26 protein-coding genes are annotated in these 26,069 nt (G+C 68.5%); 12 read left to right on the plus strand and 14 right to left on the minus strand.

Annotated elements, in window-relative coordinates:
* Positions 1 to 40 precede the first annotated feature (40 nt).
* The 4 genes from ACZ0AE_RS18165 to arsH all read right to left on the minus strand — a co-directional run bounded on the left by ACZ0AE_RS18165 (position 41) and on the right by arsH (position 4,270).
* Positions 41 to 1,735 carry a serine hydrolase domain-containing protein gene (locus tag ACZ0AE_RS18165; protein WP_463601809.1) on the minus strand — a complete coding sequence of 565 codons (1,695 nt, stop codon included), beginning with the start codon at positions 1,733 to 1,735 and terminating at the stop codon, positions 41 to 43.
* A gap of 181 nt (positions 1,736 to 1,916) precedes the next feature.
* Positions 1,917 to 3,005 (minus strand): DUF5694 domain-containing protein, encoded by a 1,089-nt coding sequence (locus ACZ0AE_RS18170; RefSeq protein ID WP_463601810.1) that lies wholly within the window; start codon positions 3,003 to 3,005, stop codon positions 1,917 to 1,919.
* A 117-nt stretch (positions 3,006 to 3,122) separates the two neighbouring features.
* A complete protein-coding gene (arsC, locus tag ACZ0AE_RS18175; RefSeq protein WP_463601811.1) occupies positions 3,123 to 3,533 on the minus strand; it encodes an arsenate reductase (glutaredoxin) in 411 nt (136 codons plus the stop codon).
* Positions 3,530 to 4,270, minus strand: a complete 741-nt coding sequence (gene arsH, locus ACZ0AE_RS18180; RefSeq protein WP_463601812.1) for an arsenical resistance protein ArsH — start codon at positions 4,268 to 4,270, stop codon at positions 3,530 to 3,532. Before arsH ends, arsC begins: the two co-directional genes overlap by 4 nt.
* A gap of 38 nt (positions 4,271 to 4,308) precedes the next feature.
* Between arsH and ACZ0AE_RS18185 the strand changes: the two genes are divergently transcribed.
* From ACZ0AE_RS18185 to accC, 6 genes are all read left to right on the plus strand, one after another.
* Positions 4,309 to 4,620: an ArsR/SmtB family transcription factor gene (locus ACZ0AE_RS18185; RefSeq protein ID WP_038685868.1), complete on the plus strand. Its 312-nt coding sequence runs from the start codon at positions 4,309 to 4,311 to the stop codon at positions 4,618 to 4,620.
* 9 nt (positions 4,621 to 4,629) lie between these two features.
* The gene (arsB, locus tag ACZ0AE_RS18190; RefSeq protein WP_463601813.1) at positions 4,630 to 5,688 is read left to right on the plus strand and encodes an ACR3 family arsenite efflux transporter; all 1,059 of its coding nucleotides are present in this window, start codon (positions 4,630 to 4,632) and stop codon (positions 5,686 to 5,688) included.
* Positions 5,689 to 5,878: 190 nt separating this feature from the next.
* Positions 5,879 to 6,328, plus strand: a complete 450-nt coding sequence (aroQ, locus tag ACZ0AE_RS18195) for a type II 3-dehydroquinate dehydratase (RefSeq protein WP_137190553.1) — start codon at positions 5,879 to 5,881, stop codon at positions 6,326 to 6,328.
* Complete coding sequence (locus ACZ0AE_RS18200) at positions 6,328 to 6,750, plus strand: lysozyme inhibitor LprI family protein (RefSeq protein WP_463601814.1); 423 nt, start codon at positions 6,328 to 6,330, stop codon at positions 6,748 to 6,750. The genes aroQ and ACZ0AE_RS18200 overlap by 1 nt, the downstream gene beginning before the upstream one ends.
* 53 nt (positions 6,751 to 6,803) lie before the next feature.
* Entirely contained in the window at positions 6,804 to 7,295 is a 492-nt protein-coding gene (gene accB / locus ACZ0AE_RS18205) for an acetyl-CoA carboxylase biotin carboxyl carrier protein (protein ID WP_137190554.1), read from the plus strand.
* A 10-nt stretch (positions 7,296 to 7,305) separates the two neighbouring features.
* Complete coding sequence (gene accC, locus ACZ0AE_RS18210) at positions 7,306 to 8,673, plus strand: acetyl-CoA carboxylase biotin carboxylase subunit (RefSeq protein ID WP_038685860.1); 1,368 nt, start codon at positions 7,306 to 7,308, stop codon at positions 8,671 to 8,673.
* A gap of 217 nt (positions 8,674 to 8,890) precedes the next feature.
* On the opposite strand, the gene ACZ0AE_RS18215 is transcribed toward accC, so the two are convergent.
* From ACZ0AE_RS18215 to ACZ0AE_RS18225, 3 genes are all read right to left on the minus strand, one after another.
* Complete coding sequence (locus ACZ0AE_RS18215; RefSeq protein WP_463601815.1) at positions 8,891 to 9,949, minus strand: hypothetical protein; 1,059 nt, start codon at positions 9,947 to 9,949, stop codon at positions 8,891 to 8,893.
* A gap of 280 nt (positions 9,950 to 10,229) precedes the next feature.
* On the minus strand, positions 10,230 to 10,601 hold the full coding sequence (locus ACZ0AE_RS18220) for a hypothetical protein (protein ID WP_038685858.1): 372 nt from the start codon (positions 10,599 to 10,601) through the stop codon (positions 10,230 to 10,232).
* A complete protein-coding gene (locus ACZ0AE_RS18225) occupies positions 10,598 to 11,557 on the minus strand; it encodes a hypothetical protein (protein WP_038685856.1) in 960 nt (319 codons plus the stop codon). The genes ACZ0AE_RS18220 and ACZ0AE_RS18225 overlap by 4 nt, the downstream gene beginning before the upstream one ends.
* 183 nt (positions 11,558 to 11,740) lie before the next feature.
* On the opposite strand from ACZ0AE_RS18225, the gene prmA reads away from it, so the two are divergent.
* The 3 genes from prmA to fis all read left to right on the plus strand — a co-directional run bounded on the left by prmA (position 11,741) and on the right by fis (position 13,975).
* Positions 11,741 to 12,661, plus strand: coding sequence for a 50S ribosomal protein L11 methyltransferase (gene prmA, locus ACZ0AE_RS18230; protein ID WP_463601816.1), 921 nt, complete (start codon positions 11,741 to 11,743; stop codon positions 12,659 to 12,661).
* 53 nt (positions 12,662 to 12,714) lie between these two features.
* Positions 12,715 to 13,587, plus strand: coding sequence for a DUF3426 domain-containing protein (locus ACZ0AE_RS18235; RefSeq protein ID WP_463602113.1), 873 nt, complete (start codon positions 12,715 to 12,717; stop codon positions 13,585 to 13,587).
* A 112-nt stretch (positions 13,588 to 13,699) separates the two neighbouring features.
* The gene (gene fis / locus ACZ0AE_RS18240) at positions 13,700 to 13,975 is read left to right on the plus strand and encodes a DNA-binding transcriptional regulator Fis (protein ID WP_038685853.1); all 276 of its coding nucleotides are present in this window, start codon (positions 13,700 to 13,702) and stop codon (positions 13,973 to 13,975) included.
* Positions 13,976 to 14,015: 40 nt separating this feature from the next.
* Here the strand turns inward: fis and ACZ0AE_RS18245 are convergent, their stop codons facing one another.
* The 7 genes from ACZ0AE_RS18245 to ACZ0AE_RS18275 form a co-directional block, all read right to left on the minus strand.
* Complete coding sequence (locus tag ACZ0AE_RS18245) at positions 14,016 to 15,002, minus strand: phosphatidate cytidylyltransferase (protein WP_038685851.1); 987 nt, start codon at positions 15,000 to 15,002, stop codon at positions 14,016 to 14,018.
* Positions 14,999 to 15,631, minus strand: coding sequence for a lysophospholipid acyltransferase family protein (locus ACZ0AE_RS18250; protein WP_038685849.1), 633 nt, complete (start codon positions 15,629 to 15,631; stop codon positions 14,999 to 15,001). Before ACZ0AE_RS18250 ends, ACZ0AE_RS18245 begins: the two co-directional genes overlap by 4 nt.
* Positions 15,632 to 15,664: 33 nt before the next feature.
* Positions 15,665 to 16,090 (minus strand): hypothetical protein, encoded by a 426-nt coding sequence (locus tag ACZ0AE_RS18255; RefSeq protein ID WP_463601817.1) that lies wholly within the window; start codon positions 16,088 to 16,090, stop codon positions 15,665 to 15,667.
* The gene (locus ACZ0AE_RS18260; protein ID WP_463601818.1) at positions 16,087 to 17,421 is read right to left on the minus strand and encodes a phosphatase PAP2/dual specificity phosphatase family protein; all 1,335 of its coding nucleotides are present in this window, start codon (positions 17,419 to 17,421) and stop codon (positions 16,087 to 16,089) included. Before ACZ0AE_RS18260 ends, ACZ0AE_RS18255 begins: the two co-directional genes overlap by 4 nt.
* Entirely contained in the window at positions 17,418 to 19,172 is a 1,755-nt protein-coding gene (locus ACZ0AE_RS18265) for a bifunctional alpha/beta hydrolase/class I SAM-dependent methyltransferase (protein ID WP_463601819.1), read from the minus strand. Before ACZ0AE_RS18265 ends, ACZ0AE_RS18260 begins: the two co-directional genes overlap by 4 nt.
* A gap of 38 nt (positions 19,173 to 19,210) precedes the next feature.
* On the minus strand, positions 19,211 to 19,816 hold the full coding sequence (locus ACZ0AE_RS18270) for a CDP-alcohol phosphatidyltransferase family protein (protein ID WP_137190563.1): 606 nt from the start codon (positions 19,814 to 19,816) through the stop codon (positions 19,211 to 19,213).
* A 76-nt stretch (positions 19,817 to 19,892) separates the two neighbouring features.
* Positions 19,893 to 22,430, minus strand: a complete 2,538-nt coding sequence (locus tag ACZ0AE_RS18275) for a tetratricopeptide repeat protein (RefSeq protein ID WP_463601820.1) — start codon at positions 22,428 to 22,430, stop codon at positions 19,893 to 19,895.
* Positions 22,431 to 22,608: 178 nt separating this feature from the next.
* Here ACZ0AE_RS18275 and purH point away from each other — a divergent pair, with 178 nt between their 5' ends.
* The 3 genes from purH to ACZ0AE_RS18290 are packed head-to-tail and all read left to right on the plus strand — an operon-like array spanning position 22,609 to position 25,969.
* Positions 22,609 to 24,192 carry a bifunctional phosphoribosylaminoimidazolecarboxamide formyltransferase/IMP cyclohydrolase gene (purH, locus tag ACZ0AE_RS18280; RefSeq protein ID WP_320488783.1) on the plus strand — a complete coding sequence of 528 codons (1,584 nt, stop codon included), beginning with the start codon at positions 22,609 to 22,611 and terminating at the stop codon, positions 24,190 to 24,192.
* A 17-nt stretch (positions 24,193 to 24,209) separates the two neighbouring features.
* Positions 24,210 to 25,067 carry a hypothetical protein gene (locus ACZ0AE_RS18285; protein ID WP_463601821.1) on the plus strand — a complete coding sequence of 286 codons (858 nt, stop codon included), beginning with the start codon at positions 24,210 to 24,212 and terminating at the stop codon, positions 25,065 to 25,067.
* On the plus strand, positions 25,067 to 25,969 hold the full coding sequence (locus ACZ0AE_RS18290; protein WP_463601822.1) for a hypothetical protein: 903 nt from the start codon (positions 25,067 to 25,069) through the stop codon (positions 25,967 to 25,969). The genes ACZ0AE_RS18285 and ACZ0AE_RS18290 overlap by 1 nt, the downstream gene beginning before the upstream one ends.
* The last annotated feature ends 100 nt before the right edge of the window (positions 25,970 to 26,069 follow it).

Consider the following 26,069-nt stretch of genomic DNA (forward strand, 5'->3'; position numbering starts at 1 on the left):
TGGATCATAAGCCAGTCCGGCGGCGCTGGAGGGTCAGGCGTCAGCGAGCGTGGTCAGCGCCTGTGCGTGTAGCCGCTACCGCCGGCACCTCCACCGTGGTGAGCCGTTCGGCCCGCAGGCGTCGCAGCCGGCGCGCCGTGAGCGTCAACCCGTCCACCGCACCCACCGCCGTCCGCGTGAATGTCACCGTCCATGGGCCACTGACGAAGCGGTCACCGCCCACGGCCTCCAGCACCAGGTCACTCTGGCGCGGCCAGCGCACGGTCAGCTTGCCGTCCACGATCAGCACCGTATAGGTCATGCCGACCTCCTCGATACGGTACTGCCCGGCCATCGATGCCAACGCCTCGGCAGTGGGCATCGGCGCATTGACGCGCGAGAAGACGCGCGGCGTGGGCCAGGAATCCCAGATCCGCAGTTCGCGTGCACCTGGGAGCGCCTTGGTGGAGGTATCGAACTGCCATCGCGCCACCTCGCCCGCGCGGAACAGCCCAGCGCCGAGCGCTTCCAACGGGGACGCCGCGCCGGCCGGACGCAGCGCCCCGTCCTTCACGTCCACCCGTACCACCTCGTCGGTCACGGCACTCCAGTACACGCCCGCCAGCGGCACCAACGCCGCCTCCGGCACCTTCACCGCGGATGCAATCGGCCTCATCTGGTCCCCGAGATACACCGCCGCAATCTTCTGGTTGAGCTCCGCGGGTGCAAGCGTGGTGCCGTTGCACAGCGTCACGATCGCCAGCCGCTGGTCGGGGAAGGCCACCGTGTCGGCCCGGTACCCGGCATGCACGCCATCGTGGCCAATCGTGCGCAGGCCACGGTAGGTGCTGACGAACACGCCGCCGCCGTAGCCATTTGCGGCGCCGCTATCCAGCGCAGCCGAACGCTGCAGGGAGGCCACCAACGCTGCCCCACCCACGCGCCCGTCAACGAAGTTGGCCTGCCACTTCAGCAGGTCGCCCACGGTGCTGAACAGACCGGTCGGACCGTAGTAGTCCGATGCCGGAATGCTGATCTTCCAGCCGGCCTTGCCATCGGCCTGGTACGCCGCGGCACGCCCGCGCACGATCTCGGTGTGGTCGTCCTGGAAGTGGGTGTCGGCCATGCCCAGCGGCTTGAAGATGCGCTCATCGGCAAAGGCCCACAGCGGCTTGCCGGAGACGCGCTGCACGATGACCGCCAGCAACGTATAGCCCAGGTTGTTGTAGAGCGTTTCGCTGCCCGGCGCGAAGTTCACGCCACGTTGCCGGCTGGCAATCGCCAGCATGTCGTCCTGGGTCATGAGGTCGTCGCTGCGCCACCCGGCCAGGTACAGCAGCTGCCCCTGCTCGCGCAGGCCACTGGTGTGGTGGATCAGCTGCGCGATGGTGATCTTGCGGCCAATGTTCGACATCTCCGGCAGGTAGGTGCGGATGTCATCGTCCAGCGACAGCTTGCCGTCCTGTGCCAGCAGCGCGATCGAGAAGGCGGTGAACTGCTTGGAGACCGACCCGACGAGGAAGATCGATTCCGGGGAGAGGGGGATGTCGTACTCGAGCGTGGACATGCCGTAACCGCGCGCGTAATCCAGCACACCGTCGCGGGAGATCCCCACCGCGCAGCCGGGCGTGGCGGTGCCGTTCCACGGGGCGAACAGGGCGTCCACCTGCGCGTGGCGATCTGCCGGTGGGATGCCGGCGGGCTTCGCCTGACCAAGGGTGGGCTGCGCGGCCCACGCGGTGGCGATGATTGCCATCAACAAGACGGATCGACTGACACGCACGGCGGGCCCCTGGATGGATGCCCACGGCAGTGTTGGGCAGCGCAACCTAGCATGGCCATTGAAGGCTGCGATATAGGCCGGAAGTTATCTCCCGGCGTATCCGAACCCCTGCATTTCAAAGCGGCCTGCTTTGGCACCACGCCGTCGATGGGCGTCAGCGCAGCACGGCTTCGGCATCCACCAGCTGCACGTCGTGCATCAGGTTGAGGTAGGCCTCGTAGTAGTGCTTGTGCGACGCGCCGACGATGGTCAGCAGGCGCATGCCGGGGGTCTGACCCAGCACGTCACGCATGTTGGCGACCATGCGCAGGTTGCGGGTTTCCCAGTAGCCCACGTAGTTGCGGCCAAATGCCTGCGGCGACGGTTCCACCAACGCTGCGCCGAAGTCGCTGCGGTAGGTCTGCATCGCGCCTTCCGGTGCGTTGTACGTCCGGTAGATCGTCAGCATGCCGTGCGGCTGGGTCAGATGGGCGTTCAGCGCATCGTCCGCCGCGTGGCGGGCTTTGGAATACGGGTTGTCCCAAGCCTTCCTGATCGCATCGGCCGCCGCCTTCTCTACCTCCTTCGGCGTGGGCGAATCGGCGGTGTGGTCATCCACCGCCCACACCCGCTCCAGTCCCAGCCGGGCAGCGAGCGTGGCGGCCACCAGCACCGACTCGTCGCGCCGCTGCAGGCGCTTGTCCAGGAAGGCCACCAGCGCGTCGGTCATACCGTCGGCGGCAATGCGTTGCTCGGCGGGCAGGCGCAGCCATTGCACCACCGCGGAGTTGCGCTCACCGGCGGCCAGCCATACCGCTGCCAGCCGTCGCCGCTGCGCCGCACTGGGGGTGGCGGGCCACTGGGCCAGCAGGCGCTCGGCCTCGGCGTTGGCGGCCGGTACGTCCAGGCCGGTTGCGGCCTGCGCCGGGCCGGTATCCACGCAGTAGCTGCTCACGCTGTCGGCATACCGCGCGGGATTGCGCCGCATGTAGTCGCACTGCAGGCCGGACACGGCTTCCACCGCAATCGCCTCCGGCTTCCATGCGGCCAGACGCTCGAGCAGCGGTTCCAGCTGGGCCGGCGCGAAGGTGTCCGGCATTCCCGACAGGTGCGGCGAGCCCAGCACCAGCACCTCGTTGGGCCGGCCCGCCGGCGGGCCCTTCAGCTGGTCGGGGTGGAAGGGGGGCTGGTACCCCGTCCCGGCGGCCAGCGCGCTGGCGCTGCACAGCCCAAGAATGAACATACCGCTGATGCGTCCGATCATGCTGCCTCCATGCAATGGCGGGTGCCTTGCCTGGTCGCGATGCTGGTGCACACGGCGCGCAGCGGAAACCCCCGATGGTCATGGCAACCCTTTGGGCGTTTGCTGCATCGGGATCGGTCAGCTCCCCCGCCGCGCTTCCACCACCTCGCCGTCTTCCTTGATGAAGGGGCGCGTCATCGGCGGCAGGATTTCCAGCACGACCTCGGAGGGGCGGCACAGCCGGGTCCCCAGCGCCGTCTGCACGAACGGCCGGTTGATCAGAATCGGATGCGCCAGCATCGCGTCCAGCAGTGCGTCGTCGCCGAGCGCGGGGTCGCCCAGCCCTAGCGCGTCATAGGGCGTGCCCTTCTGCCGGATGGCATCGCGAACGCCCAGGCCTGCCGCTGTGATCAGTTCAACCAGGCGCGCGCGGCTGGGCGGGTGGGCCAGGTAGTCGATAACCTCCGGTTCGATGCCCACGTGCCGAAGCATCGCCAGCGTGTTGCGCGAGGTGCCGCAATTGGGGTTGTGGTAAATGACGGCGTTCATGCGCCCTCCGCCTGGTTCAAGGCTGCATCCACCACGCCGGCAGCGGCCGCAAGCGCGACTGCCTCCACCGCGCCCTTGCGTTCGCTGTAGCGGTCCACCAGGTAGTCGCTGCGCCCGCGCACCAGCAGGGTGAACTTGACCAGTTCCTCCATCACGTCCACCACGCGATCGTAATAGGCCGACGGCTTCATCCGCCCCGCGTCATCGAACTCCTGCCATGCCTTGGGCACGGACGACTGGTTGGGGATGGTCACCATGCGCATCCAACGGCCCAGCACCCGCAGCGCGTTGACCACGTTGAACGATTGCGAGCCACCGCAGACCTGCATCACCGCCAGCGTGCGTCCCTGGGTGGGGCGCACGCTGCCTTCTTCCAGCGGCAGCCAGTCGATCTGATTCTTGAACACCGCCGTCAGCGTGCCATGCCGCTCCGGGCTGACCCACACCTGGCCTTCGGACCACAGCGATGCCTGGCGCAGTTCCTGCACCTTGGGATGCGTGGCCGGTTCGGCATCGAGCATCGGCAGGCCATGCGGATCGAACAGCCGGGTGTCCGCCCCAAGCTGTTCCAGCAGCCGCTGCGCTTCCAGCGCCAGCTTGCGGCTGAACGATTGCGGGCGCAGCGAGCCATACAGGATGAGGATGCGCGGGCGGTGGCGCGGCGCCGTGCCCTGCTCCAGCCTGGCGGCCGAGGGAAGGTCCAGAGCGCCGGGCACTACGTTGGGGAGGGGGTCCATGGGTTGTCCATCGCTAATGTTTCCATTATTCTAGAATCATGGAACATACCACTGCAACCCACGCACTGGCTGCCCTGGGCCACGCCACCCGACTCTCGATCTTCCGCCTGCTGGTGCAGGCCGGCCGCGGCGGCAAGCTGGCCGGCGACATCGCCCAGGCGCTGGCGCTGCCCGGCGCCACGCTGTCCTTCCACCTGAAGGAGCTGAGCGCGGCCGGGCTGATCAACGCCGAGCAGCGTGGCCGCACCATCTGCTACCGGGCCGAGTTCCAGGCCATGAACGCACTGGTGGCCTACCTCACCGAAAACTGCTGCGCCGATGATCCGGCCTGTGACCGGCCCGGTTGCTGAGCACGCGCCATGACCCCTCAGCCCCCGCGTCTTTCCTTTCTGGATCGCTACCTCACCCTCTGGATCTTCCTGGCCATGGCGCTGGGCGTGGGGCTGGGCGCGATGTTCGACGGCGTACCGGCGGCGCTTAACAGCCTGTCGGTCGGTTCAACCAACGTCCCCATCGCGATCGGCCTGATCCTGATGATGTATCCGCCGCTGGCCAAGGTGAAGTACGAGGAACTGCCCCGGGTCTTCGCCGACAAGCGCGTGTTGCTGCTCTCGCTGCTGCAGAACTGGGTGGTGGGGCCGCTGCTGATGTTCGGCCTGGCCGTGCTGTTCCTGCGCGACTATCCCGACTACATGACCGGCCTGATCCTGATCGGCCTGGCGCGCTGCATCGCCATGGTGCTGGTATGGAATCAGCTGGCACGCGGTGACAGCCAGTACGTGGCAGGGCTGGTGGCGTTCAACTCGATCTTCCAGATCGCACTGTTCAGCGGCTATGCGTGGTTCTTCCTGTCGTGGCTGCCTTCGATGCTCGGGCTGCAGGGCAGCGTCATCAACGTCAGCTTCTGGACCATTGCCGAGGCGGTGCTGATCTACCTGGGCATTCCGTTCCTGGCCGGCTTCCTCACCCGGCGCTGGTTGCAGGCGCGCAAGGGCGCCCGCTGGTATGAAGAGACGTTCCTGCCGCGGATCAGCCCGATCACGCTGGCCGCGCTGCTGTTCACCATCGCGGCGATGTTCAGCCTGAAAGGGGGCGAGGTGCTGCGTATTCCGATGGATGCGGTGCGCATCGCCATTCCGCTGACGCTGTACTTCCTGATCCAGTTCATCATCAGCTTCGTGATGGGCCGGTTCGTCGCCCGCGACTACCCGCGCACCACGGCCATCGCGTTCACCGCGGCCGGCAACAACTTCGAACTGGCCATCGCCGTGGCGATCGCGTCCTTCGGGCTGGCCTCACCGGTGGCCTTCGCCGCGGTGATCGGGCCGCTGGTGGAGGTGCCGGTGCTGATCCTGCTGGTGCATGTCGCGTTGCGTTTGGGGAAGCGGTGGTTTCCAGCGGACGCGCGTACCGGGTGAGTGCTGCGGGTCGTGGCACGGCCGTGCAGGTGCGCGCGTTACATCAGGCGGGTGCGTGCGCGTGAGATGCTGGCGGGACGGGTGAATGCAGTGCATTTCAAACAACCGATTGAAACACCCGTAACTTCGCCGAACTGGACACCATCAGCCGGTTCCGCCAGACTTCGCCCTTTCCCGCTTCGTGGCACCCATGGCGAAACTGCTGGTCCTGCATGGCCCCAACCTCAACCTGCTCGGCACACGCGAGCCGGGGGTGTATGGGCACACCACGCTGGCGCAGATCGACCAGGCCCTGCTGGCCCAGGCGCACGCCGCCGGGCATGACGTGGAGAGCCTGCAGTCCAACGCCGAACACCACCTGGTGGACCGCGTGCAGGCCGCCCGTGAAGACGGCACCGCCTTCATCCTGATCAACCCGGCTGCGTTCACCCACACCTCGGTGGCCCTGCGCGATGCGCTGGCCGCGGTGGACGTGCCGTTCATCGAAATCCACCTGTCCAACCCGCATGCGCGCGAGCCGTTCCGCCAGCACAGCTATTTCAGCGACAAGGCGGTGGGCGTGATCTGCGGCTTTGGTGCCGACAGCTACCGCTACGCGATGGATGCCGCCCTGACCCGCCTGCAGGGCACGCGCGCCTGATGACGCTGCTGCGCGCCCTTGCCTGCGTGGTGTTGTCGGCCGGCCTGTGTGGCGGCGTGGCGGCGTCCGACCGCGAGGATGAGGGCATCGACTGCGCGCACCCGGTCACCACGATGGAGAGCGACCTGTGCGCCTCCGACGTGGCCGCCGCCGCCGACGTCGAACTCAATGCCGTGTATGCGCAGGCGCGCAAGCAGCTGCGTACGCCGGCCAAGGGCGGCAGCTGCAGCTACTGCGGCAATGCCGAACAGGAGCTGGTGTTGGCGCAACGTGCCTGGATGCAGTTGCGCGACCACGACTGCAATGCGGTCTACGCCCTCAACTCCGATGGCACCGCGCGCAACGGCGCGCAGATGCGCTGCCTGATCACCCTGGCGCGCGACCGTACGCGGCAACTGCGCGACTTCTACGAATTGCTTTGACCCGAGCGCACCGCGCTTCCCACCACACTGACACCACGAGCCAAGAGGCCCCCATGGATCTCCGCAAAATCAAGAAGCTGATCGACCTGCTGGAAGAGTCGAACCTCGCCGAAATCGAAATCAAGGAAGGCGAAGAGTCCGTGCGCCTGTCGCGCGCCCCGGTCTCCGGCTACGGCATGATGCAGGCCGCCCCGCAGATGATGATGGCGCCCGCGCCGGTGCAGGCCGCCGCGGCCCCGGCGATGCCGATGCAGTCGCCCACCGAAGCCTCGACCGGCGGCACCGCCAAGGCCGGTAACGCCCTGCCGGACGGCCACGTGCTGCGCGCACCGATGGTCGGCACGTTCTACGCGTCGTCCTCGCCGGACAAGCCGGCCTTCGTGTCGGTGGGCCAGGCCGTGAAGGCAGGCGAAACGCTGGCGATCATCGAAGCGATGAAGATGTTCAACCCGATCGAAGCCGATGTTTCCGGCACCATCGTCGCCATCCTGGGCGAAAACGGCCAGCCGGTCGAATTCGACCAGCCGCTGTTCGTGATCGGCTAAGGACTCGTCCATGCTCGACAAAGTCGTTATTGCCAACCGAGGGGAAATCGCGCTGCGCATCCTGCGCGCGTGCCACACCCTGGGCATCCGCACGGTGGCCGTGCATTCCACGGTCGACCGCAACCTCAAGCACGTGGCCATGGCCGACGAGTCGGTCTGCATTGGTCCGGCACCGTCGTCTGAGAGCTACCTCAACATTCCGGCGCTGATTGCCGCGGCGGAAGTCACCGACGCCCAGGCCATCCACCCGGGTTACGGCTTCCTGTCGGAGAACGCCGACTTCGCCGAGCGCGTGGAAGAGTCCGGTTTCATCTTCATCGGCCCCAAGGCCGACACCATCCGCCTGATGGGCGACAAGGTGGAAGCGATCCGTGCGATGAAGGCTGCCGGCGTGCCGTGCGTGCCCGGCTCGGGCGGCCCGCTCACCGACGACATCGTGGCCAACACCAAGATTGCCCGTGAGATCGGCTACCCGGTCATCATCAAGGCCTCCGGTGGCGGCGGCGGTCGCGGCATGCGCGTGGTGCATGCCGAGGCGTCGTTGAAGGCGGCCATCGAGACCACCAAGTCCGAAGCGAAGGCCGCCTTCAGCAACGACCAGGTGTACATGGAGAAGTTCCTGGAGAATCCGCGCCACGTGGAGATCCAGGTGCTGGCCGACGGCCAGGGCAACGCCATCCACCTGGGTGAGCGCGACTGCTCGATGCAGCGCCGCCACCAGAAGGTGGTGGAAGAAGCACCGGCACCGGGCATCAGCGACGAAATGCGCGAGCAGATCGGCAAGGTGTGCGTGGAAGCCTGCATCCGCATCGGCTACCGCGGCGCGGGTACCTTCGAGTTCCTGTTCGAAGACGGCCGTTTCTACTTCATCGAAATGAACACCCGCGTGCAGGTGGAGCATCCGGTGACGGAGATGGTGACCGGCATCGACCTGGTCTGCGAACAGCTGCGCATTGCCGCCGGCCAGAAGCTGACCATCAAGCAGAGCGACGTGGTGCTGACCGGTCACGCGATCGAGTGCCGCATCAACGCCGAAGACGCCGAAACCTTCGTGCCGAGCCCGGGGCAGATCACCGCCTTCCATCCGCCGGGTGGTCCCGGTGTGCGCGTGGATACCCACATCTACAGTGGTTACCGCGTGCCGCCGAACTATGACTCGATGATCGGCAAGCTGATCGTGCACGGCCCGGACCGCGAAACCGCGATCGCGCGCATGCGCGTGGCGCTGAGCGAGATGGTGGTTGATGGCATCAAGACCAACGTGGCGCTGCAGCAGCGGATCATGCGCGACAAGGGCTTCCAGGCCGGTGGGCAGAACATCCACTACCTGGAAAAGCGCCTGGCCGAACGCAAGAACAAGTCGATTGCGTTGACCTGATCGCGCGGTAGTGCGTTACAGCAGAAAGGCGGGGGATTCCCCCGCCTTTTTGTTTGTCCGGAATATGGGTTACGGGGACCGGTTCCTGCGTACCGACCGTTGGTCGGTACGCCCTGCCTCAACGCAACAGCGCGATGAGCAGCAGGATCGGGATCGGAATGCCCAGGAACCACAGCAGCAGGTATCTCATGGTGAATCCTCCTCGTTGAGCGGTGGGTTACAGGTCGCGGCGGCGGCCGCCCCAGGTGGCGAACAGGCTGGCGCTGAACGCACCGATGAGCAGCGTGATGAACAGCCACAGCGCCGCGTAGGCGGTCGCCTTGCGGGCATCGTCAGCCGCCTGCTTGGCGTCGTTCTTGGCCTTCTCCAGCGAGGCGCGCAGACGGGTCTGCATGTCGGTCACGCGGGCCTGCGCTTCGGCCTGGCTCATGCCGGTCTGGTTGGCCACCAGCTGCGCCAGGTACTGGGTATCAGCCGGGTCCATCGCATCGCCCTTCAGGCTGTTGACCACGATGCGGTTGACCTCGCCACGGACGTCACCCCGACCCGGACCCGGGCCGCGTTCGGCACCCGTCATCGGGCGCGGCGGCGGTGCTACGGGGCCTGCCTGCGGCTGCACCATCGCCGGTGCAGCGCCGGCAACCGGTGCCGGCGGCGGGCCCATCGGTGCAGTCGGTGCAGCCGGTGCATTCGGATTGGCGCGGAACAGGCCATCCACCCAGTACTGCAGGTCGCCGTTGTCGCCACCCATGGCGGCCGGCCCGGCAGCGGCGGCCAGGCCGCCTGCGGTGGTGGCGGCCGCCCCTGCGGTGGCACCGGCCACCTTGGCGCCCGCGCCCAGCACGCCGCCGATGGCGGTGGTGAGCAGGCCGGCCGTCAACAGCGTGGCCACCGACCACGACAGGAAGCCGTGTGCGGTATCGCGGAAGTAGGTCTCATCGCCATGCAGGTTGCTCCACTTGTTGCGCAGCCGGCCCGCGAGATAGCCGCCCAGTCCGGAGGCGGCAATGGCAGTGAAGGTGAGCCAGGCAATGCTGGACCAGCCGAACGCCTCGGCGGACACGCCCTCATACGCCCACGGGGATACCGATGACAGCCCCAGGCCGACGCCTAGGATCAACAACACCAGCGACAGCGCGGCAGCCGCGGCGGCACCGGCGAAGATCGCGCCCCAGGACGTGGCACTGTCGTGCGGCGCAATGGGGGGCGGGGTGACCACTGCAACCGTCGCGGTGGCGTGTGGTTCGGATGCGGCGTAATCGCCTCGGATGTTCATGGGGCAGGTTTCTCCGGCACGTGCGCTGCGAATGCAGCTGACGTGCGCAGGCTGCGCGACATCGCGTGAAACAGCCGAGAGCCTTGGGCGAAGGCGGCGTGCACTGGCATCCACGAGGCGATCACGCCCGGCGCGGCATCTGCACGTTTTCCTGCCTTGCACGCCCGATCAGATCGGCCACGCAGCGGCACTCAGCGCGCGCTGCGGACCCGTGCTGACCCACCACGGGAACCACACTGCAGCGGGGACATCGAGGCGATGCCCCGCGCAGCGGAGGGGATCAGCGCGGCGCGTTCGCCGCGGTCACCTGGCTGTTCTTGACCGGTGCCACGCCCAGCGACGAGGTCGGGTCGACAATCACCATGGTCTCGGTGGAACCATCGGGCCACACCACCTGGAAGGTGCTGCCGGTGGGCAGCGACGCGAACGGCATGCCGCTCTGCGCGCGGTACACCGCGGCCACCTGGCTGGCACCGGCGCGTCGCACGTCTTCCTGCGTCTTCACCGAGGTCAACTGCACCTTGGACAGGTTGCGATAGCGATCCTCGTAGGTATCGATCATCACCAGCCCGACCGCGCCGGCCGAATAGGCCACGAACAACACCACCCAGAACCAGAACTTGGCACCGTGCAGGAATCGACGGTAATTCATCGCCCTTTCCTCTTCTTGATCAGTTCTTCAACCAAAGCCTTCATTGTCCCCGCACCTTGCCGCGAAACCGCGGCGTCATAGACGAAGGTGGCAAAATCCTGCCCACCGTCCTGCGAACAGATCCCACCGTTCGCGCAGAAATTGTTCATCAGCACACTGTCCGGCCCGCAGGCCATACCCAGCTGGCATGCACCCAGCCGCCAGGCCAGTTCACTGAACTGATCCCCTGCCACCAGCCCCTCCAGCGCACGGTCACCGCTGGCGCGTTGCCCCATTGCCGGCGACAGCGCCATGAAAGCTTCCGGGTCGCGGGAATCGAGCACGCGTTCGACCAGCCCACGGCGATACTCCGGTGTGTTCATCAACGGCTGGCCGTCGGCGAACAACGACGCCTCGGCCGCCAGGTTGCCGGCCTTGGCCGCCTGCTGGCGCTGGGCGAGGATCAACTGGCGGCCCAGCCCGTCGCTGGCCACGAAGCCGCCACAGCGACGCGCCACGCGCTCGCGTGCCTGCACCATGGCCGGCGCGGCGGTCAGGCCGAGCCCGTTCAACAACGCGTTGTCCAACTGGTAGCCGCCCGGGTCCATCGCGTAGATGGCGCAGTAGTCGTACACCCGGCTGACCATCCACCCCGCTTCGGCGTTGCCGTTGGCGGCCTGCAGCTGCAGGCGCTGGGCATAGGCGAACAGATCGGTATCGCCTTCGATGTCGGCACGGATATCCAGCGGCAGGCCGGAGGCCACCGCGGTGCCGCGCTCGCTCGACAGCAACTGGCGGGCCAGCTGCTGGGCCTGCATCGGTGCGGCCGACACCAGCGATACCGGCGCTTCATCCACCGTGCCAGGCACCGTGTCGTCGTGCCGCACATGCCCACCGGCGCGATAGCCCACCACCCCCAGCAACGCCAGGGCCGGTACGACCAGCAACCAGGTTTTGAGGGTAGGCACGAGCGCCATGCGCAGGACCGGAAGATGCCCGTGGGGCAGCGGAAGGCCCAGTTTAGCAAGCCCTCCGGGCCGTGTCTGAACTGCGTGGCGGTTGCATTCTCGCCACCGCGCGAGACTGGACGAGGGCGCGCCACGGGCCGCAGGCCCCCACAATGGTCTAGCATTCACGGTTTTCCGCAGGTAATTCTTCCCATGCCGTTCCTGGAACTCACCCTCCGCTGCAGCGAATCCACCCAGCCCCGCTACGAAAATGCGCTGGACGATGTCGGCGCGCTGGCGGTGACCCTGCTCGACGCCGATGCCGATACCAGCAACGAGCGCGCCATCCTGGAACCGGGCGTGGGTGAAACCCCGCTGTGGAACGACCTGGTACTGACCGCACTGTTCGCGGCCGAGACCAACGCACTGGCGCTGCTGGCCGCGCTGGAGGCGTTCGACCCGGGCCTGGACTGGTCCGATGCCAGCTTCCGTGCGGTAGCCGATGAAGACTGGGAGCGCGCGTGGCTGGACCAGTTCCAGCCGATGGCGTTCGGCGAGCGCACCTGGATTGTGCCGTGGAACCACGCGCTGCCCGAGGCCGCGCAGGCCGACGATGCCGCCGTGATCCGCCTCGACCCGGGCCTGGCGTTCGGCTCGGGCACCCACCCCACCACCGCGTTGTGCCTGCGCTGGTTGGACAGCCTGGCCGCCGACGGCGTGCTGGACGGTCAGACCGTGCTCGATTTCGGCTGCGGCTCGGGCATCCTGGCGCTGGCGGCGGTGAAGCTGGGCGCGGCGCGTGCCGTGGGCGTGGACAACGACCCGCAGGCGGTGATCGCCACCGGCGACAACGCGCAGCGCAATGGCCTGGAAGATCGCCTGCAGGTCTACCTGCCGCACGACGAGCCGCCGGCCACCTACCCGGTGGTGGTGGCCAACATCCTGGCCTCGGCACTGGATGCACTGGCCGATGTGCTGGCCGCACGCGTGGCCCCCGGTGGGCGCATCGCGTTGTCGGGCATCCTGCACGGCCAGGAAGACGAGCTGCTGGTGCGCTATGCGCCGTGGTTCGAGCAGCTGGAAACCGCCCAGGACGAAGACTGGATGCGCATCACCGGCGTGCGCCGCGCCTGAGCTGGCGTGAACGTGCTTGAATGGGCGCGACCCTGCCGCCCGGCCCCGAATCGATGACCGAGCCTACCCCGCCACCCCGCCGCCCGCTGGCCACCTTCCTGCGCGCCAGCCCGGACGATGCGCCGCGCGAGCGGCCGCTGCCGGACGATGCACCGCCGGCCGCACATGACGCGGCGCGCGAGACGCCTGCGCAGATCACGCCGCCGCAGGTCGCGGTGTTCGATCCGCCGTCGGCCGAACGCGATGACCATGAGCAGCGCGCGGCGGACGTATCGCAACGGGAGCCGGCGCACGCTGCGGCCAGCGTCAACGATGACACCGCGCACGTTGCCGCCTGCGACCCGATGCCGCAGCAGGATGCGGCCGACGACGACGGCAGCGTGGACGTGCCTGCACCGGTGATCGGCGCAGGCAGTGCCCCCGCACCGAGCTTCATGCGGCTGCGTGCCGCGCGCCTGCACACGCCGCGCTGGCAATGGGGCGTACTGGCCGGGCTGGTGCTGTTGCTGGTGCTGCAGATCGCCGTGGCCGACCGCGCGCGGTTGGCCGCCGATGCCGGCAGCCGGCCGTGGATTGCCGGGCTGTGCAGCGTGCTGCGCTGCACGTTGCCCGCGTGGCAGGAGCCCGCAGCGTTCAGCATGATCAGCCGCGACGTGCGTCCGGTGCCGGGCCAGCCCGGCGCACTGCAGGTGCAGGCCAGCTTCCGCAACGATGCGCGCTGGGCCCAGGCCTGGCCCGCACTGCGACTGTCGTTGTCCGATGCCGATGGCCGCGTGATCGGCACCGGGGTGTTTGCCCCGCACGATTACCTGGACCGTTCGCTTGACGCCAACAGCGTATTGGAACCTGGCCAAAGCGCACAGATTGCGTTCCGCGTACGCGAGCCCGCCGCCTCCACCGTCGCATTCACCTTCGAGTTCCAGTAGCCGTGCCTGGCGCGTGGAGCGTGGCGGGCTGCCCACGCACGCGCTAGACTGGCCCCCTACAATTCTCCGACCGGGGCTGCTGTCCGCCCCGGCATCTGCACCGGGAACCTTCTTGAACGCTGTCCTTTCTCGTCCTGACAATAGTCGTGGCGCGCCGAAGCCACCGCTGCGCGAACACGTGGCCCAATCGGTCCGACGCTACCTGCGCGACCTGGATGGCTGCGATGCCGACGATGTGTACGAGATCGTGCTGCGCGAAATGGAAATCCCGTTGTTCGTGGAAGTGCTCAACCACTGCGAAGGCAACCAGAGCCGCGCCGCGGCCATGCTGGGCATCCACCGCGCCACGCTGCGCAAGAAGCTGAAGGAATACGGCATCGCCACCTGATGCCGTGCATCGACCAACGGTCGATGCCTACCCGTTTCGGTCACGCGCTCCAGAAATACCGTACCAGGTGGAAGAACACCGGCGCGGCGAAGCACACGGAATCCAGCCGGTCGAGCATGCCGCCGTGGCCCTCGATCATGTGGCCCCAGTCCTTGATGCCGCGATCGCGCTTGATCGCTGACATCACCAGACCGCCCCAGAAGCCCATCAGGTTGACCGCCAGCGACATGCCGAACGCCTGCCACGGCGTGAACGGGGTCAGCCACCACAGGGCCGCGCCCAGCGCACTGGCCGACAGCACGCCGCCGATGAAGCCCTCCACGGTCTTGGACGGCGACAGCTTCGGCGCGATCAGGCGCTTGCCGATCAGCTTGCCCCAGATGTACTGCAGCACGTCCGAGGACTGCACCACGATCACCAGGAACGCGAACAACAGCAGGTTGCGCGCCGGGTCCACCCCGGCCAGCTTGAGGTTCAGCAGCGCCGGCACGTGCGAGATGCAGAACACGCAGATCATCAACCCCCACTGCACCTTGGACGTCCGCTCCAGGTAGTCGGTGGTGTCGCCGCCGATGGTGGCCAGGATGGGCAGGAACAGGAACGCGTAGACCGGAATCAGCAAGGTGTACATGCCGTACCAGTCGGTCCACACCAGCCAGTACTGCCACGGCAGCACCACATAGAACGCGGCCAGCAACGCGTAGTAATCGCCGGCGCGGGTGGGGGTAAGCGTGATGAACTCGCGCAGCGCGAACAACGACACCAGCGCGAACAGCAGTACCACGCCGGTTCGCCCGAAGAAGAACGCCAGCGCGACCACGGCCGCCATCACCCACCACGCGCGGATCCGCGACACCAGGTTGGCCAGCACGCTGCTGGGCGCATGCCGCGCGCGCCAGCGCAGGGTTTCGGCGATGAGCGTGGCCACCACCAGCACCGCCGCGATGCCGGCAAACAGCAGGCGCGTCTGCGCATGCGTGGACAACTGCGCCACGTCGGTGGCCAGTGTCGAGAGCCAGGCGGTCATGCGCGCTCCCTGCGCGGCTGCGGGTCCAGCGCCATCAGCGACAGCCGCGCGCGCTCCAGGAAGCGGTCCTTGTCTTCATCGGCCTTCAGCCGCAGCGGCTCGCCGAAGGTGGTGGTGCACAGCAGCGGCAGCGGCAGCCAACGGCCCTTGGGCATCACCCGCTTGAGGTTGTCGATCCACACCGGCACGAACTCCAGTTCCGGACGCTGCCGGGCCAGGTGGTAGATGCCGCTCTTGAACGGCAGCACGCCCTCGTCGGGATTGCGCGTGCCTTCGGGGAACAGGATCAGCGAGTTGCCTTCATCCACGGCCTGGCACAGGCAGGCGATCGGGTCTTCAGTGCGTTTGGTCGCATCGCGCTCGATCAGCACGCCGTTGAACACCGCGTGGATGAGGTAGCGGCGCAGGCCATCGCGCTGCCAGTAGTCAGCCGCCGCCACCGGCCGCACCTGGCGGCGCAGGGTGATCGGCAGCGCCGACCAGATCAGCACGAAATCCCCGTGGCTGGCATGGTTGCCGTAGTACACGCGGTGGTCGCTGGACGGGGCGCAGCCCTGCCACAGCGCGCGCGCGCCGGTGAGCGCGCGGATGGCGAAGCTGCAGCCGCGCGCGATGAGGTCAGCAAACATGGGCAGGCGTCCTTGCGGGGGGCGGTGGTGGCATCACGGCAACGTTTTCAGGACCAGCGCGCCCAGCAGGCACACCGCCTGCAGGCCGAGCGCCAGCAACTGCCAGCGCAGCAGGCGGCGCATGCCCTGCCAGCGCGGTTGCCAACCGCGCGTGGCGGTGGACGCTTCACGCAGCCCCAGCTTCTGCAGCACGTCATCGATCACCCCGGGTGCGGCGTCGGGATGGCTGACCTGCAACGCTTCCAGCAACGCCGCATCGAAGCTGACCCGGGTGGCGTAGTACGCCTGCACCGCGCCGGCCAGCAGCGATGCCAACGCCGGCACTGCCACCCCCAGCGGCGGCATCGACAGGCACAGCAGCGCCAGCGCCGCGCCCGCCAGCACCACCGAGATGCCGGTGGCCATGCGCGCCTGGCGCAGCACGGCGGTCATCACCCGCAACTGGAACAACATGCTCATGCGCTCACCTGTGTGCTTCCGTTGGCGGCTGCGGCATCGCGCACAGCCTGTTCAATCGCATCGCGGTGCCGGTCATGCAGCACGATATGCGGGCAATCCAGCTGCAGCAGGCGGATCGCCGCGTCGGCACTGTCGGCGTGCCCGCTGCGGCACAACCAGGTGGCTACGGCTGCGGCACTGCGCGAATACCCCAGCGCGCAGCACACCAGCACCTCGCCACGACGATGCCCGTGTGCAATGGCCTCGGCAGCACGCTGCAGGTCGTGCGCGGTGGGGGTGGCCAGGTCCAGCATCGGCACGCTGCGGTAGTGCCGCACCTGGCCCGCGAAGGGCAGTTCGGCACACACGTCCACCACGGTCGACATCGGCAAGGACGCCCCCGCGGCCGGCATGCGTCCGAGCCACACGCCGTCGATCACCAGTTGCGGCTGCGGCGCGCGCCGGGTCCACCAGCGCGAGTTCAACCAGGCCGCCAGCAGGTACGGGGCCAGCAACCAGCGCGCGGCCATGCTCAGCCGGCCGTCTTCCTGCTTCTGGAACACCGCCGTGCCCAACGCGGCGTAGCCCAGCGCCACCAGCGCCAGGGACACCGCCGGCCAGCCCAGCCACAGCACCCAGCCACTGAACGTCAGCGCCAGCGACGCGCACAGCGCACTGCCCAATCCGTACAGCATCGCCAGCCGCCAACGCGTGCCGTCCTGCGCCCACTGCCAGTGGGCCAACGGCGAGCGGCCGTGCGCCGGCCACAGCCACACGCACAACCAGCCCACGGCCACGCCGGTGGGCACGTCCACGAAGTGATGCTGCCAGGTGGTCAGCACCGAAATCCCGATCAACGCAAACCACACGTGCAGGGCCGCCCGCCACCACCCGCGCAGGTGCTGCTGGAAGCGCACCCACAGCACCACCAACAGCACGATGTGCAGCGAGGGAGCCTGGTTGAACGGCTTGTCGAAGCCCAGCAGCACGTCGAACAACCACCCAAACACGCCGGCCGTTTCCGGTCGCTCCAGGCTGAAGCGCAGCGGCCAAAGCAGGAAACAGGCCACCGACAGCACCTGCGCGGTGAGCAGCCGGCGCGCATGCATGTCCAGTTCGGCGCGCTGGGTGCAGATGAAGAACGAGGCCACGTAGAACAGGTCGATGGACCAGTACGGCACGATGGTCCACGGCTGGAACGGAATGGACGCTTCCCAGTCGAACACGATGGAGGGCACGTAGGACAGGCGCCCGGCCATCGCATTGGACAGGCCATAGCTGAGGAAGAAGAACGGCCCCAGCAAGGCCAGCCACAGCAGGGCGCGGCGCCAGGGCCGCACGCCCTCGGTCACGGCAGCACCCGGCGCGCCAGCGACACGGTGAAGATGCCGAAGCGGTCGATGCGCTGGGTGACTTTCTCGAACCCGGCCAGGCGCACCAGTTCATCCATTTCCTGCTGGGTACGCCGGCGCATCACCCAGGCCACGCCTTCGCGGTGGCTGGTGAGCGCGCGCGCGATGAACTCCAGCTGCGGGTGCCACGGTTGCCCGGTGTACACCAGGTAGCCGCCTTCGCGCATGGCCGCGGCGATGCCCTGCAGCGAGCGCAGCACCGCATCGTTGTCGGCGAACAGTTCGTACAGCCCCGACACCGTGGACAACGTGGGGGCCACCGGCAGGGCTGCAAGCGAAGCCGCATCGAATGCATCGCCCTGTTCGAAGGTGGCGATGTCATCGGCACCGAATTCGCTGATGAGCTTGCGCCCGTCGATGACGTTGCGTTCGCTGAAGTCGCGCAGGGTGATCGCGTCGGCGCGCTGTTCGCCCTGGGCCAGTGCATCCAGCACGTAGCGGCCATGCCCGGCGGCCACGTCCAGCACGCGCACCGGGCGCCCTTCGCCATGCAGGTGCAACGCGGCCAGCTGCAGCAGCTCGCGCACATGGGTGCGGCGGATGCGGATGCCACGCCAGCCGATCGCGTCCAGGTAGTTGCGGTCGATCATGCGGCCCAGCGGGCCGCTCCCGCGCGCCTGGTCGCGGTAGATGTAGTCCAGCGTGCTGCCCGAATCGAAGCCGCTTTCCAGGCCCAGCGCGATGCCCTCCGACAGCGTGCCGCCGAAGCGCAGCCCGGCCCGGGTGAAGCGCCAGTACAGGTCCTTGGCACTGTTGCGCTGCGGGGGCCAGGACAGGATTTCCGCCTCGTCGAAGGTGGGGCCATGCCGGTGCGCATCGCGCAGGCTGGGCCGCACCAGCGGCTGCGCGAACCGCTCGCTGACGAAGCGGCGGATGGCCGCGATGGCCGGTGCACGGTCGCGCTCGCCCAGGGTGTCGTGGAAGAAGCCCGGCAACAGGTGGCGTTCCTTGATCGGCGAGGACAGCCGCTCGTAGAAGCGGTCCTGCGGCGCGCGATGCACCACGAAGTCCGACCCGGACACCAGCAGCTGGGTCGGCACGGTGATGGCCTGCGCATCGCCCACCACGCGATCGGCGGCCTCGTACAGGCCCAGCAGCACGCGCACCGAGATGGGCCGGGTAATCAGCGGATCGGTGCGGTAGCTTTCCACCCGCTCCGGATCGTGGGTGAGCCATTGCGGCTTGACGTAGCTGTTGACGAAGAAGTTGCCGCGCAGCTTCTGCATCAGCTTCAGGCCGGGCACCGCCAACGGTACGTACAGCTTGACCTTGAAGGCCGGCGAGGCAAGAACCAGCGCGCGCAGCGGCGGCGCGTAGTCGTGCACCCAGGTGGCGGCGACCACCGCGCCCACGCTCTGGGCGATGATCGCGATGTCCTGCACGGCGATGCCATGCTGCTGGCCGATGTGGGCGATGAAGCTGTCCAGGTCGCGCACCAGCGCCTCGAACCCCGGCGCATCGCCGCGCTCGCCCGGCGACTGGCCGTTGCCGCGCGCATCCCAGGCGAACACATCGGTGTCGGGCAGGTCCAGCTCATCGACCAGATGCGCTACCCGGCCGGAGTGCTCATGCCCGCGATGCAGCAGCACCACGGCACGGCGCGTGGCAGCCATCCCGCTGGCCGACCAATGCCGGTAGAACAGCGGCTGGCCATCAAAACTGTGGAACTGCAGATGTTGCTGTGCGCGCATGCATCACTCCGTTGTGCATCCGGCGGGATCCGGCCACGTCAGCCGATCTCCGCCAATCCCTGTCGAACGCGCCGCCAGCTGGTCAGCACGCAGAGTGCGGCCGCTGCCCACGCGATCCATCCCACGATGGCGCCGTCGATCCAGCCCGGCGCCAGCAGCACGCCGATCAGGCCGATCACGAACGCCCGGTCGCTCTTGCCCATCGGCCCGTCATAGCGCCGGCTGGCCCCCACCATCACGCCCAGGACGCCAGCGTACTCGCAAACCGCGGCCATCCACGTCAGCGCCCACAACGCGGTGGGGTTCACCCCCGGCACGCTGAGCAGGCTGAGGTAGAGCGCGGCGTCGGCGACGATGTCGCACAACTCGTTGAGATACGCGCCGAGGCGCGACTGCTGGCCGAATTCCCGGGCCAGCATGCCGTCCACGGCATTGAGTGCCATGCGCAGCAGCATCCACAGCGGCAGGGCCAGATACAGCAGCGGGTGCAGGGGCGCCCAGCGCCACACGGCAGCGGCCACCAGCAACGACACCCCCGCGGCCAACACCGTGACCGTATTGGCCGTGATGCCCGCGCGGTAAAGACCGCGTACGCCCGGGCGCAGCAGATCCTGGAAGCGCCCTTTCAATGCATAGATCGACATGCCGTGCTGTCCTCCTGACGTTCGCTAATCTACCTGTCGGCGCCGATGCAGGGAAACGCCCGCCGACGGCATCGGCTCACCCCGCTGCCAGCAGCTGCCGCCACAGCTGCAGGAAGCGGTCGGAGTACCAGTAGCCTTCGCTGCGCATCAACTGTTCCGGCAGACCTGCGGCGAGCACGTAACGCGTGTTGAAGCGCTGTTCGAACTGTCGCTTCAGCCGGGCCAGCTGCGCCGGGTCGCTCTCCAGCATCGCGCAGGCCAGCATGCCCAGCCAGCCGTCCACCTCGTCCGGTTCGCGGGTGAAGGCCTGGTCGAACAACCGCTTCGCATCCTGTGGCCGGCCCAGGTCCAGCAGCATGTAGCCATAGTTGCGCTGCGCGTCGATGTTGTCCGGCTGCGCCTGCAGCACCTGCTGCATGCGGATGGCCGCCTCGCCGGTGCGGCCCAGGTGGAACAGCACGTAGCCGGCATGTTCCTGCAACGCCGGGTCAGGCTGCGCCTGCGCCGGCTGCGCGCGTTGCAGTGCGTCCAGGCGCACCCACGCCGCCTCGAAGTCCGGCGCGGCCGCCGCCGGGTTGCCGGCCGACAATGCCATCGCGGCGCGGTTGAACCACGGCCGGTAATCGTCCGGTGCGTCATCGATGGCGGCCTGCAGCGCGCGACGCGCGGCGTCCGCATCGCCGGTGTCGGCCAGCGCGCTGGCCAGGTTGAGGTGGATGTCCATGCGCTGTCCGCGCTGGCCCGAAGCGTCCAGCTCCGGATCGCCCTGCAGCTTCAACGCGGTGCGGTATTCCTGCACGGCCTTGCGCGGCTGCTTGAGCTGCTGCAGGTACAGGTTGCCCAGGTTGTAGTGCGCGTCCAGGCGCGCGGGCTGCAGCCGCATCGCCGCGCGGTAGGCGTCCACCGCCTGCGCGAGCTGGCCGCTGTCGCCCAACGCATTGCCCAGGTTCACGCGCAGGCCGTAGTCGTCCGGAAAGCGTGCCACGCCGTTGGCCGCCACCACCGCCGCCTCGCGGGTATCGCCCAGCTGCAGCAGCATCGCCGCGTAGTTGATGAAGGCATCGGGCGACAGGTTGCCCGGCAGCTTCACCAGCTGGGCGTAGTAGCGCCGCGCCTTGTCGGTCTGGCCGGTACGGCTGTAATGGGTGGCCAGGCGCTGCTGGATGTCGAGGTTGCCCGGCTCCAGCTGGGCGGCGCGCAGCAGGTCCTTCTCGGCCGCGCCGTCATCGCCCAGTTCGTGCAGCACGTTGGCGCGGTTGAGCAGGCCAAGGGTCTTGAGCGGAGCGCGCTGGAGGTAGTCATTGAACGTGTCCAGCGCACGCTGGTGCTGCCCCAGCCGGGCCTGCGCCACCCCCAGGTTGAGCCAGGCGGTGTCCAGGCCGGGATCCAGCCGCACCGCCTGCGCGAACAGATCCGCAGCGGCCTGCCACTGCCCTGCCCGCGTCTGCGCCTGGCCCTGGTTGAACAGCAGCTGCGCCTGGTTTTCGGTGGGCAGGCGGGCGGCCTGTGCGGCTACCGCCGCGGTATCGCCCTTGCCGGCCTTGCCCAGCAGCGACAGGCGGTTGGTCAGCGCCTTCGCATTGCCCGGCGCCTTCGCCAACGCACGGTCGTAGGCGGCCAGCGCCTCACGCGTGTGGCCCAGCCGCTCCTCGACCACGCCGATGTTGAGCCAGGTATCGGCGTCGTCCTTGCCCAGCGCTACGGCCGCCTTGAAGTCCTGCAGCGCCCCGGCCGCGTCGCCCAGGTCCAACCGGGTCACGCCGCGGTTGTAGGGATACAGCGGCTCGGTGGGGTCCAGCTGCATCGCCCGCGCATCGTCGGCCAGCGACTGGCTGGAGCGGCCCAGCGCGTGCTGGGCCAGCGCGCGGTTGCCGTAGTAGCCAGCCACCTGGGGCGACTGCGCGATGGCTTGGTCCAGCAGGTCCAGCGCGCGGCGCGGCTGGCCCAGGTGCTGGTAGGCCTGGGCGGCATGGAAGGGGATGTCCGGGTGCAGCCCCGTTCCTTCAGGGTCGCGGCGGTAGGCGTCTTCGTAGGCGGCGTGCACCTCCAGCATCCGCGCGTTGGCATGCTGCTGGTTGAGCACGTACAGGTAATTGCGGAAGAAGCCGCTGGTATGCCAGCCCGCCTGCAAGGCCGCGGCGTAGTCGGCCAACGCGCCCTGCGCATCACCCGCCTTGGCCCGCGCACTGCCACGCAGCTGCAGGCTTTCGGCATCGCCCGGATCGCGCTGCAGCGCCTGCTCAGCTGCCGCCAGCACCCCGGCGTCATCGCCGGTCGCCGCGGCGATGTAGGCCTTCAGGCGGTACAGGCCGGCCTGGTCCGGCGCCAGCGTGATGGCCTGCGCGATCAGCCGGCTGGCCTGTGGCCAGTCCTGGTCTTCGTAGGCCCGGTAGGCACGCTGCTCAAGGTCGTCACTGCTGGACCCGTCGGCATCGGCCGGCGCGCCGGCCCCGTGGGCGGCATCCACCGCCACCGGCAGCGCCGCAATCTCCACAACCTGCACCGGTGCGTCGGCCGCCCCGTGCGCGGTGTCCTGCGCCTGCACGGCGGTGCCGGTCCCGGCGAATACCACCAGGCTGGCCAGCAGCGGCCCCTTCCATGTTGCTGTCGACACGTTCTGGACCTGCAAATCCCTGGCAGAGCGCGCAGCCTACCCCAGCGCCGCCGGCCTGCGGGGGCTGGGCGGTGTGCCGGATGCGGCTGCCGGGGGCAATATCGGTCGGGCGGCGCCCGCCACCGGCCCCCACCGCCTACAATATTGGCCCCGCTCCGCTGCCGATTGCCCTGTCCCCATGACTGCTGATCTGTTGCCCGTTCGTCGGGCCCTCCTGTCCGTCTCCGACAAAACCGGTCTGATCGACCTGGCCCGCGCCCTGGCGGCGCGCAACGTGGAGCTGCTGTCCACCGGCGGCACCGCCAAGGCGATCCGCGAGGCGGGCCTGGCCGTCAAGGACGTGGCCGACGTCACCGGCTTCCCGGAAATGATGGACGGCCGGGTCAAAACCCTGCATCCGATGGTGCACGGCGGCCTGCTCGGCCGTGCCGGGCTGGATGACGCGGTGATGGCCGAACACGGCATCGGCGCGATCGACCTGCTGGTGCTGAACCTGTACCCGTTCGAGTCGGTCACCGCCAAGGCCGACTGCACCCTGGACGATGCGGTGGAGAACATCGACATCGGCGGCCCGGCGATGCTGCGCTCGGCCGCGAAGAACTTCGCGCGCGTGGCCGTGGCCACCGACCCGGCGCAGTACGCCGAGCTGCTGGCCGAACTGGACGCCAACGACGGCAAGCTGTCGGCCGCCAAGCGCTTTGCCTTCTCGGTGGCCGCGTTCAACCGCGTGGCCCAGTACGACGCGGCGATCAGCAACTACCTGTCGGCCGTTGCCGCCCGCGATGCGGCGGTGCCGGTGCGCAGCGAATTCCCGGCGCAGATGAACTCCAGCTTCGTGAAGGTGATGGACCTTCGCTACGGCGAGAACCCGCACCAGAGCGGCGCGTTCTACCGCGACCTGTACCCGGTGCCGGGCACGCTGGCCACCTTCCAGCAGCTGCAGGGCAAGGAGCTGAGCTACAACAACCTGGCCGACGCCGACGCGGCGTGGGAATGCGTGCGCCAGTTCGACGCGCCGGCCTGCGTGATCGTCAAGCATGCCAACCCGTGCGGCGTGGCCGTGGGTGCCGGCAACGGCGATGCCTACGAGTTGGCCTACGCGACCGACCCGACCAGCGCCTTTGGCGGCATCATCGCCTTCAACCAGCCGCTGGATGCCGCCACCGCCAAGGTGATCCTGGACCGCCAGTTCGTTGAAGTGCTGATCGCCCCGGACTACGAACCGGCCGCGCTGGAATACGCGCAGAAGAAGGCCAACGTACGCGTGCTGCGCATTCCGCATGGGCAGGGCCGCAACAACTACGACACCAAGCGCGTGGGCTCGGGCCTGCTGATCCAGAGCGCGGACAACCGTGGCATGGCGCGCGACGAACTGACCGTGGTGAGCACGCTGGCCCCCACCGACAAGCAGTTTGCCGACCTGCTGTTCGCCTGGAAGGTGGCCAAGTTCGTGAAGTCCAACGCCATCGTGTATGCCAAGGACAACCGCACCATCGGCGTGGGCGCCGGCCAGATGAGCCGGGTGTACTCGGCGCGCATCGCCGGCATCAAGGCGGCCGACGCGAACCTGGTGGTGGAAGGCTCGGTGATGGCCTCCGATGCGTTCTTCCCGTTCCGCGATGGCATCGATGCCGCCGCCGCGGCCGGCATCAAGGCGGTGATCCAGCCGGGCGGCTCGATGCGCGACAACGAAGTGATCGCCGCCGCCAACGAACACGGCCTGGCCATGGTGTTCACCGGCGTCCGTCACTTCCGCCACTGACCCCTGGAGCGACACGGATGTCCCCGCAGCCCATGAAGACCCTCGCCGCCCTGGCCATTGCCAGTGCGGCTGCGCTGGCCGGTTGCACCCCGGCCAGTGAACCGGCGGCCCCGGCCGCCCCTGTTGCGGCGCAGACGCCCGCCGCACCGGTGGCCCACGTCAGCCGCACCGCGCGGCTGCAGGCCTTTCTGAACGAACGCTACGGCAAGACCGCGAAACTGGGCGGCACCTGGCGTGGCAGCTGGAGCCAGGATGGCGACACCCGCCCCACCGACTGGCGCGTCTGCGCCGAACAACCGGTAGTGAACGGCGACAGCTGGCAGCAGCTGCTGGCTGTATGCGGCTGGCCGCTGGACGGCGCGCACCCGGACCCGGGCGCGATCGACTTCTTCGTACTGCGCCCCGAGGCCGACCGTTTCGCCGTGGCCGCCGAACTGACCGGCCAGAACTTCGGCAGCCAGGGCCAGCCCGGCACGGTGCAGATCATCCGCGCCGGCAGCGACTTCTACGGGTTCCGCATCGAGCACGGCTGGTTTGGCCAAGGCTATTCGCTGATTACCCAGACGCTGGTGCTGCCCGGCCCGAACGGGCTGGTGGAGGCCGGTGGCGTGCGCAGCCACATCGACAACAGCAGTGCCTACGACTGCGACGATGCCGACGCCGAGCCGGACTGCCAGGCCCGTCTGTTCAACCTCGATTTCGCCCTGACCTTCGACACCCGCGACCCGGCCGCACGGCAGTGGCCGTTGGTGATCGAGGAAACCGGGATGAGCTGTGGCCGCACCCCGGTGCGCCGCGAGCATCGCTTCACCCTGGACGCGAAGAACTGGACCTACGCTTTCCCCGATGAATTGAACCGCGAAGGGTGCGAGTGATGGTGCGCGCGGGCCGTGCAGTGCACCACCTGCGCCCGTTCGCACTGGCCGCCGCACTGCTCGTCCTGCTCGCCGGGTGCGGCGATGCCACGCCCGCTTCCGACCCCGGCAAACCGCGCCGCGTGCTCGATAGCACCGCGCAGGTGGAAGACACCCTGCAGGTGAGTGGCACCGCCGATCAGCGCCTGCTGGGCTTCCTGCATGCGCGCTATGGCGACAACGCCCGGCTGGACGCGCCGTGGCAGGACCAGTGGGACGACACCGAGGTGGAGGCGCAGCGCCCGGTCACGCGCAGCGTGTGTGCCCGTGACACGCGCGATACTGATGGGCAGGTGCAGACGCTGCTGGCGGTCTGCCAGTCGCTGGACGACGCCGCCAGTGTGGAACCGGGCCGGCTGGATCTGTACGTGCTGCGCGATGGTCCGGCCGTTGGCACCAGCGAAGCGCCGCTGCTGGTCATCGCCCAGCGCCTGCAGGGCCAGTACGGTCGCAGGGGCGCGCCGGGCACGGTCCAGGTGGAGCCGCTTGGTCCGCAGCGCCATGCGTTCCGGATCACCCATGGCGAGATCCAGCGGGGCGTCACCCTCGCCTCGCGCAGCTATGTGGCCGTGCACGCCAGCCGCCTGCGCGAGGTGGCGCTGCTGCGTGAGCACATCGACAACAGCGCTGCCCGGCCCTGCGGCGACGCGGGCAAGGGCTGCGATGACACCGCGTTCAATGTGGACTTCAGCATTGCCGTGGGCACCGCCGACGCGGTGGACGGGTACTGGCCGCTGACCGTCCGCAGCCGTGGGCAGGACTGCACCGGGCCGGCGCACAGCTACGACCTGGTGGCGTTCGATCCGGTCGCCCGCCGCTACGCGGTGCCGCCGGAACTGCAGCGCGCGGACTGCGCCGAGTAACCGGGCGCCGTTGCACTGGGTGGACCGGCACCTGGCCGCGCCCATGCAGGGCCGGCCGACACCGCGTAAAATCGCGGGCCTGCCCCCACACGCGAGAACT

Source organism: Stenotrophomonas sp. AC248, assembly GCF_979258185.1.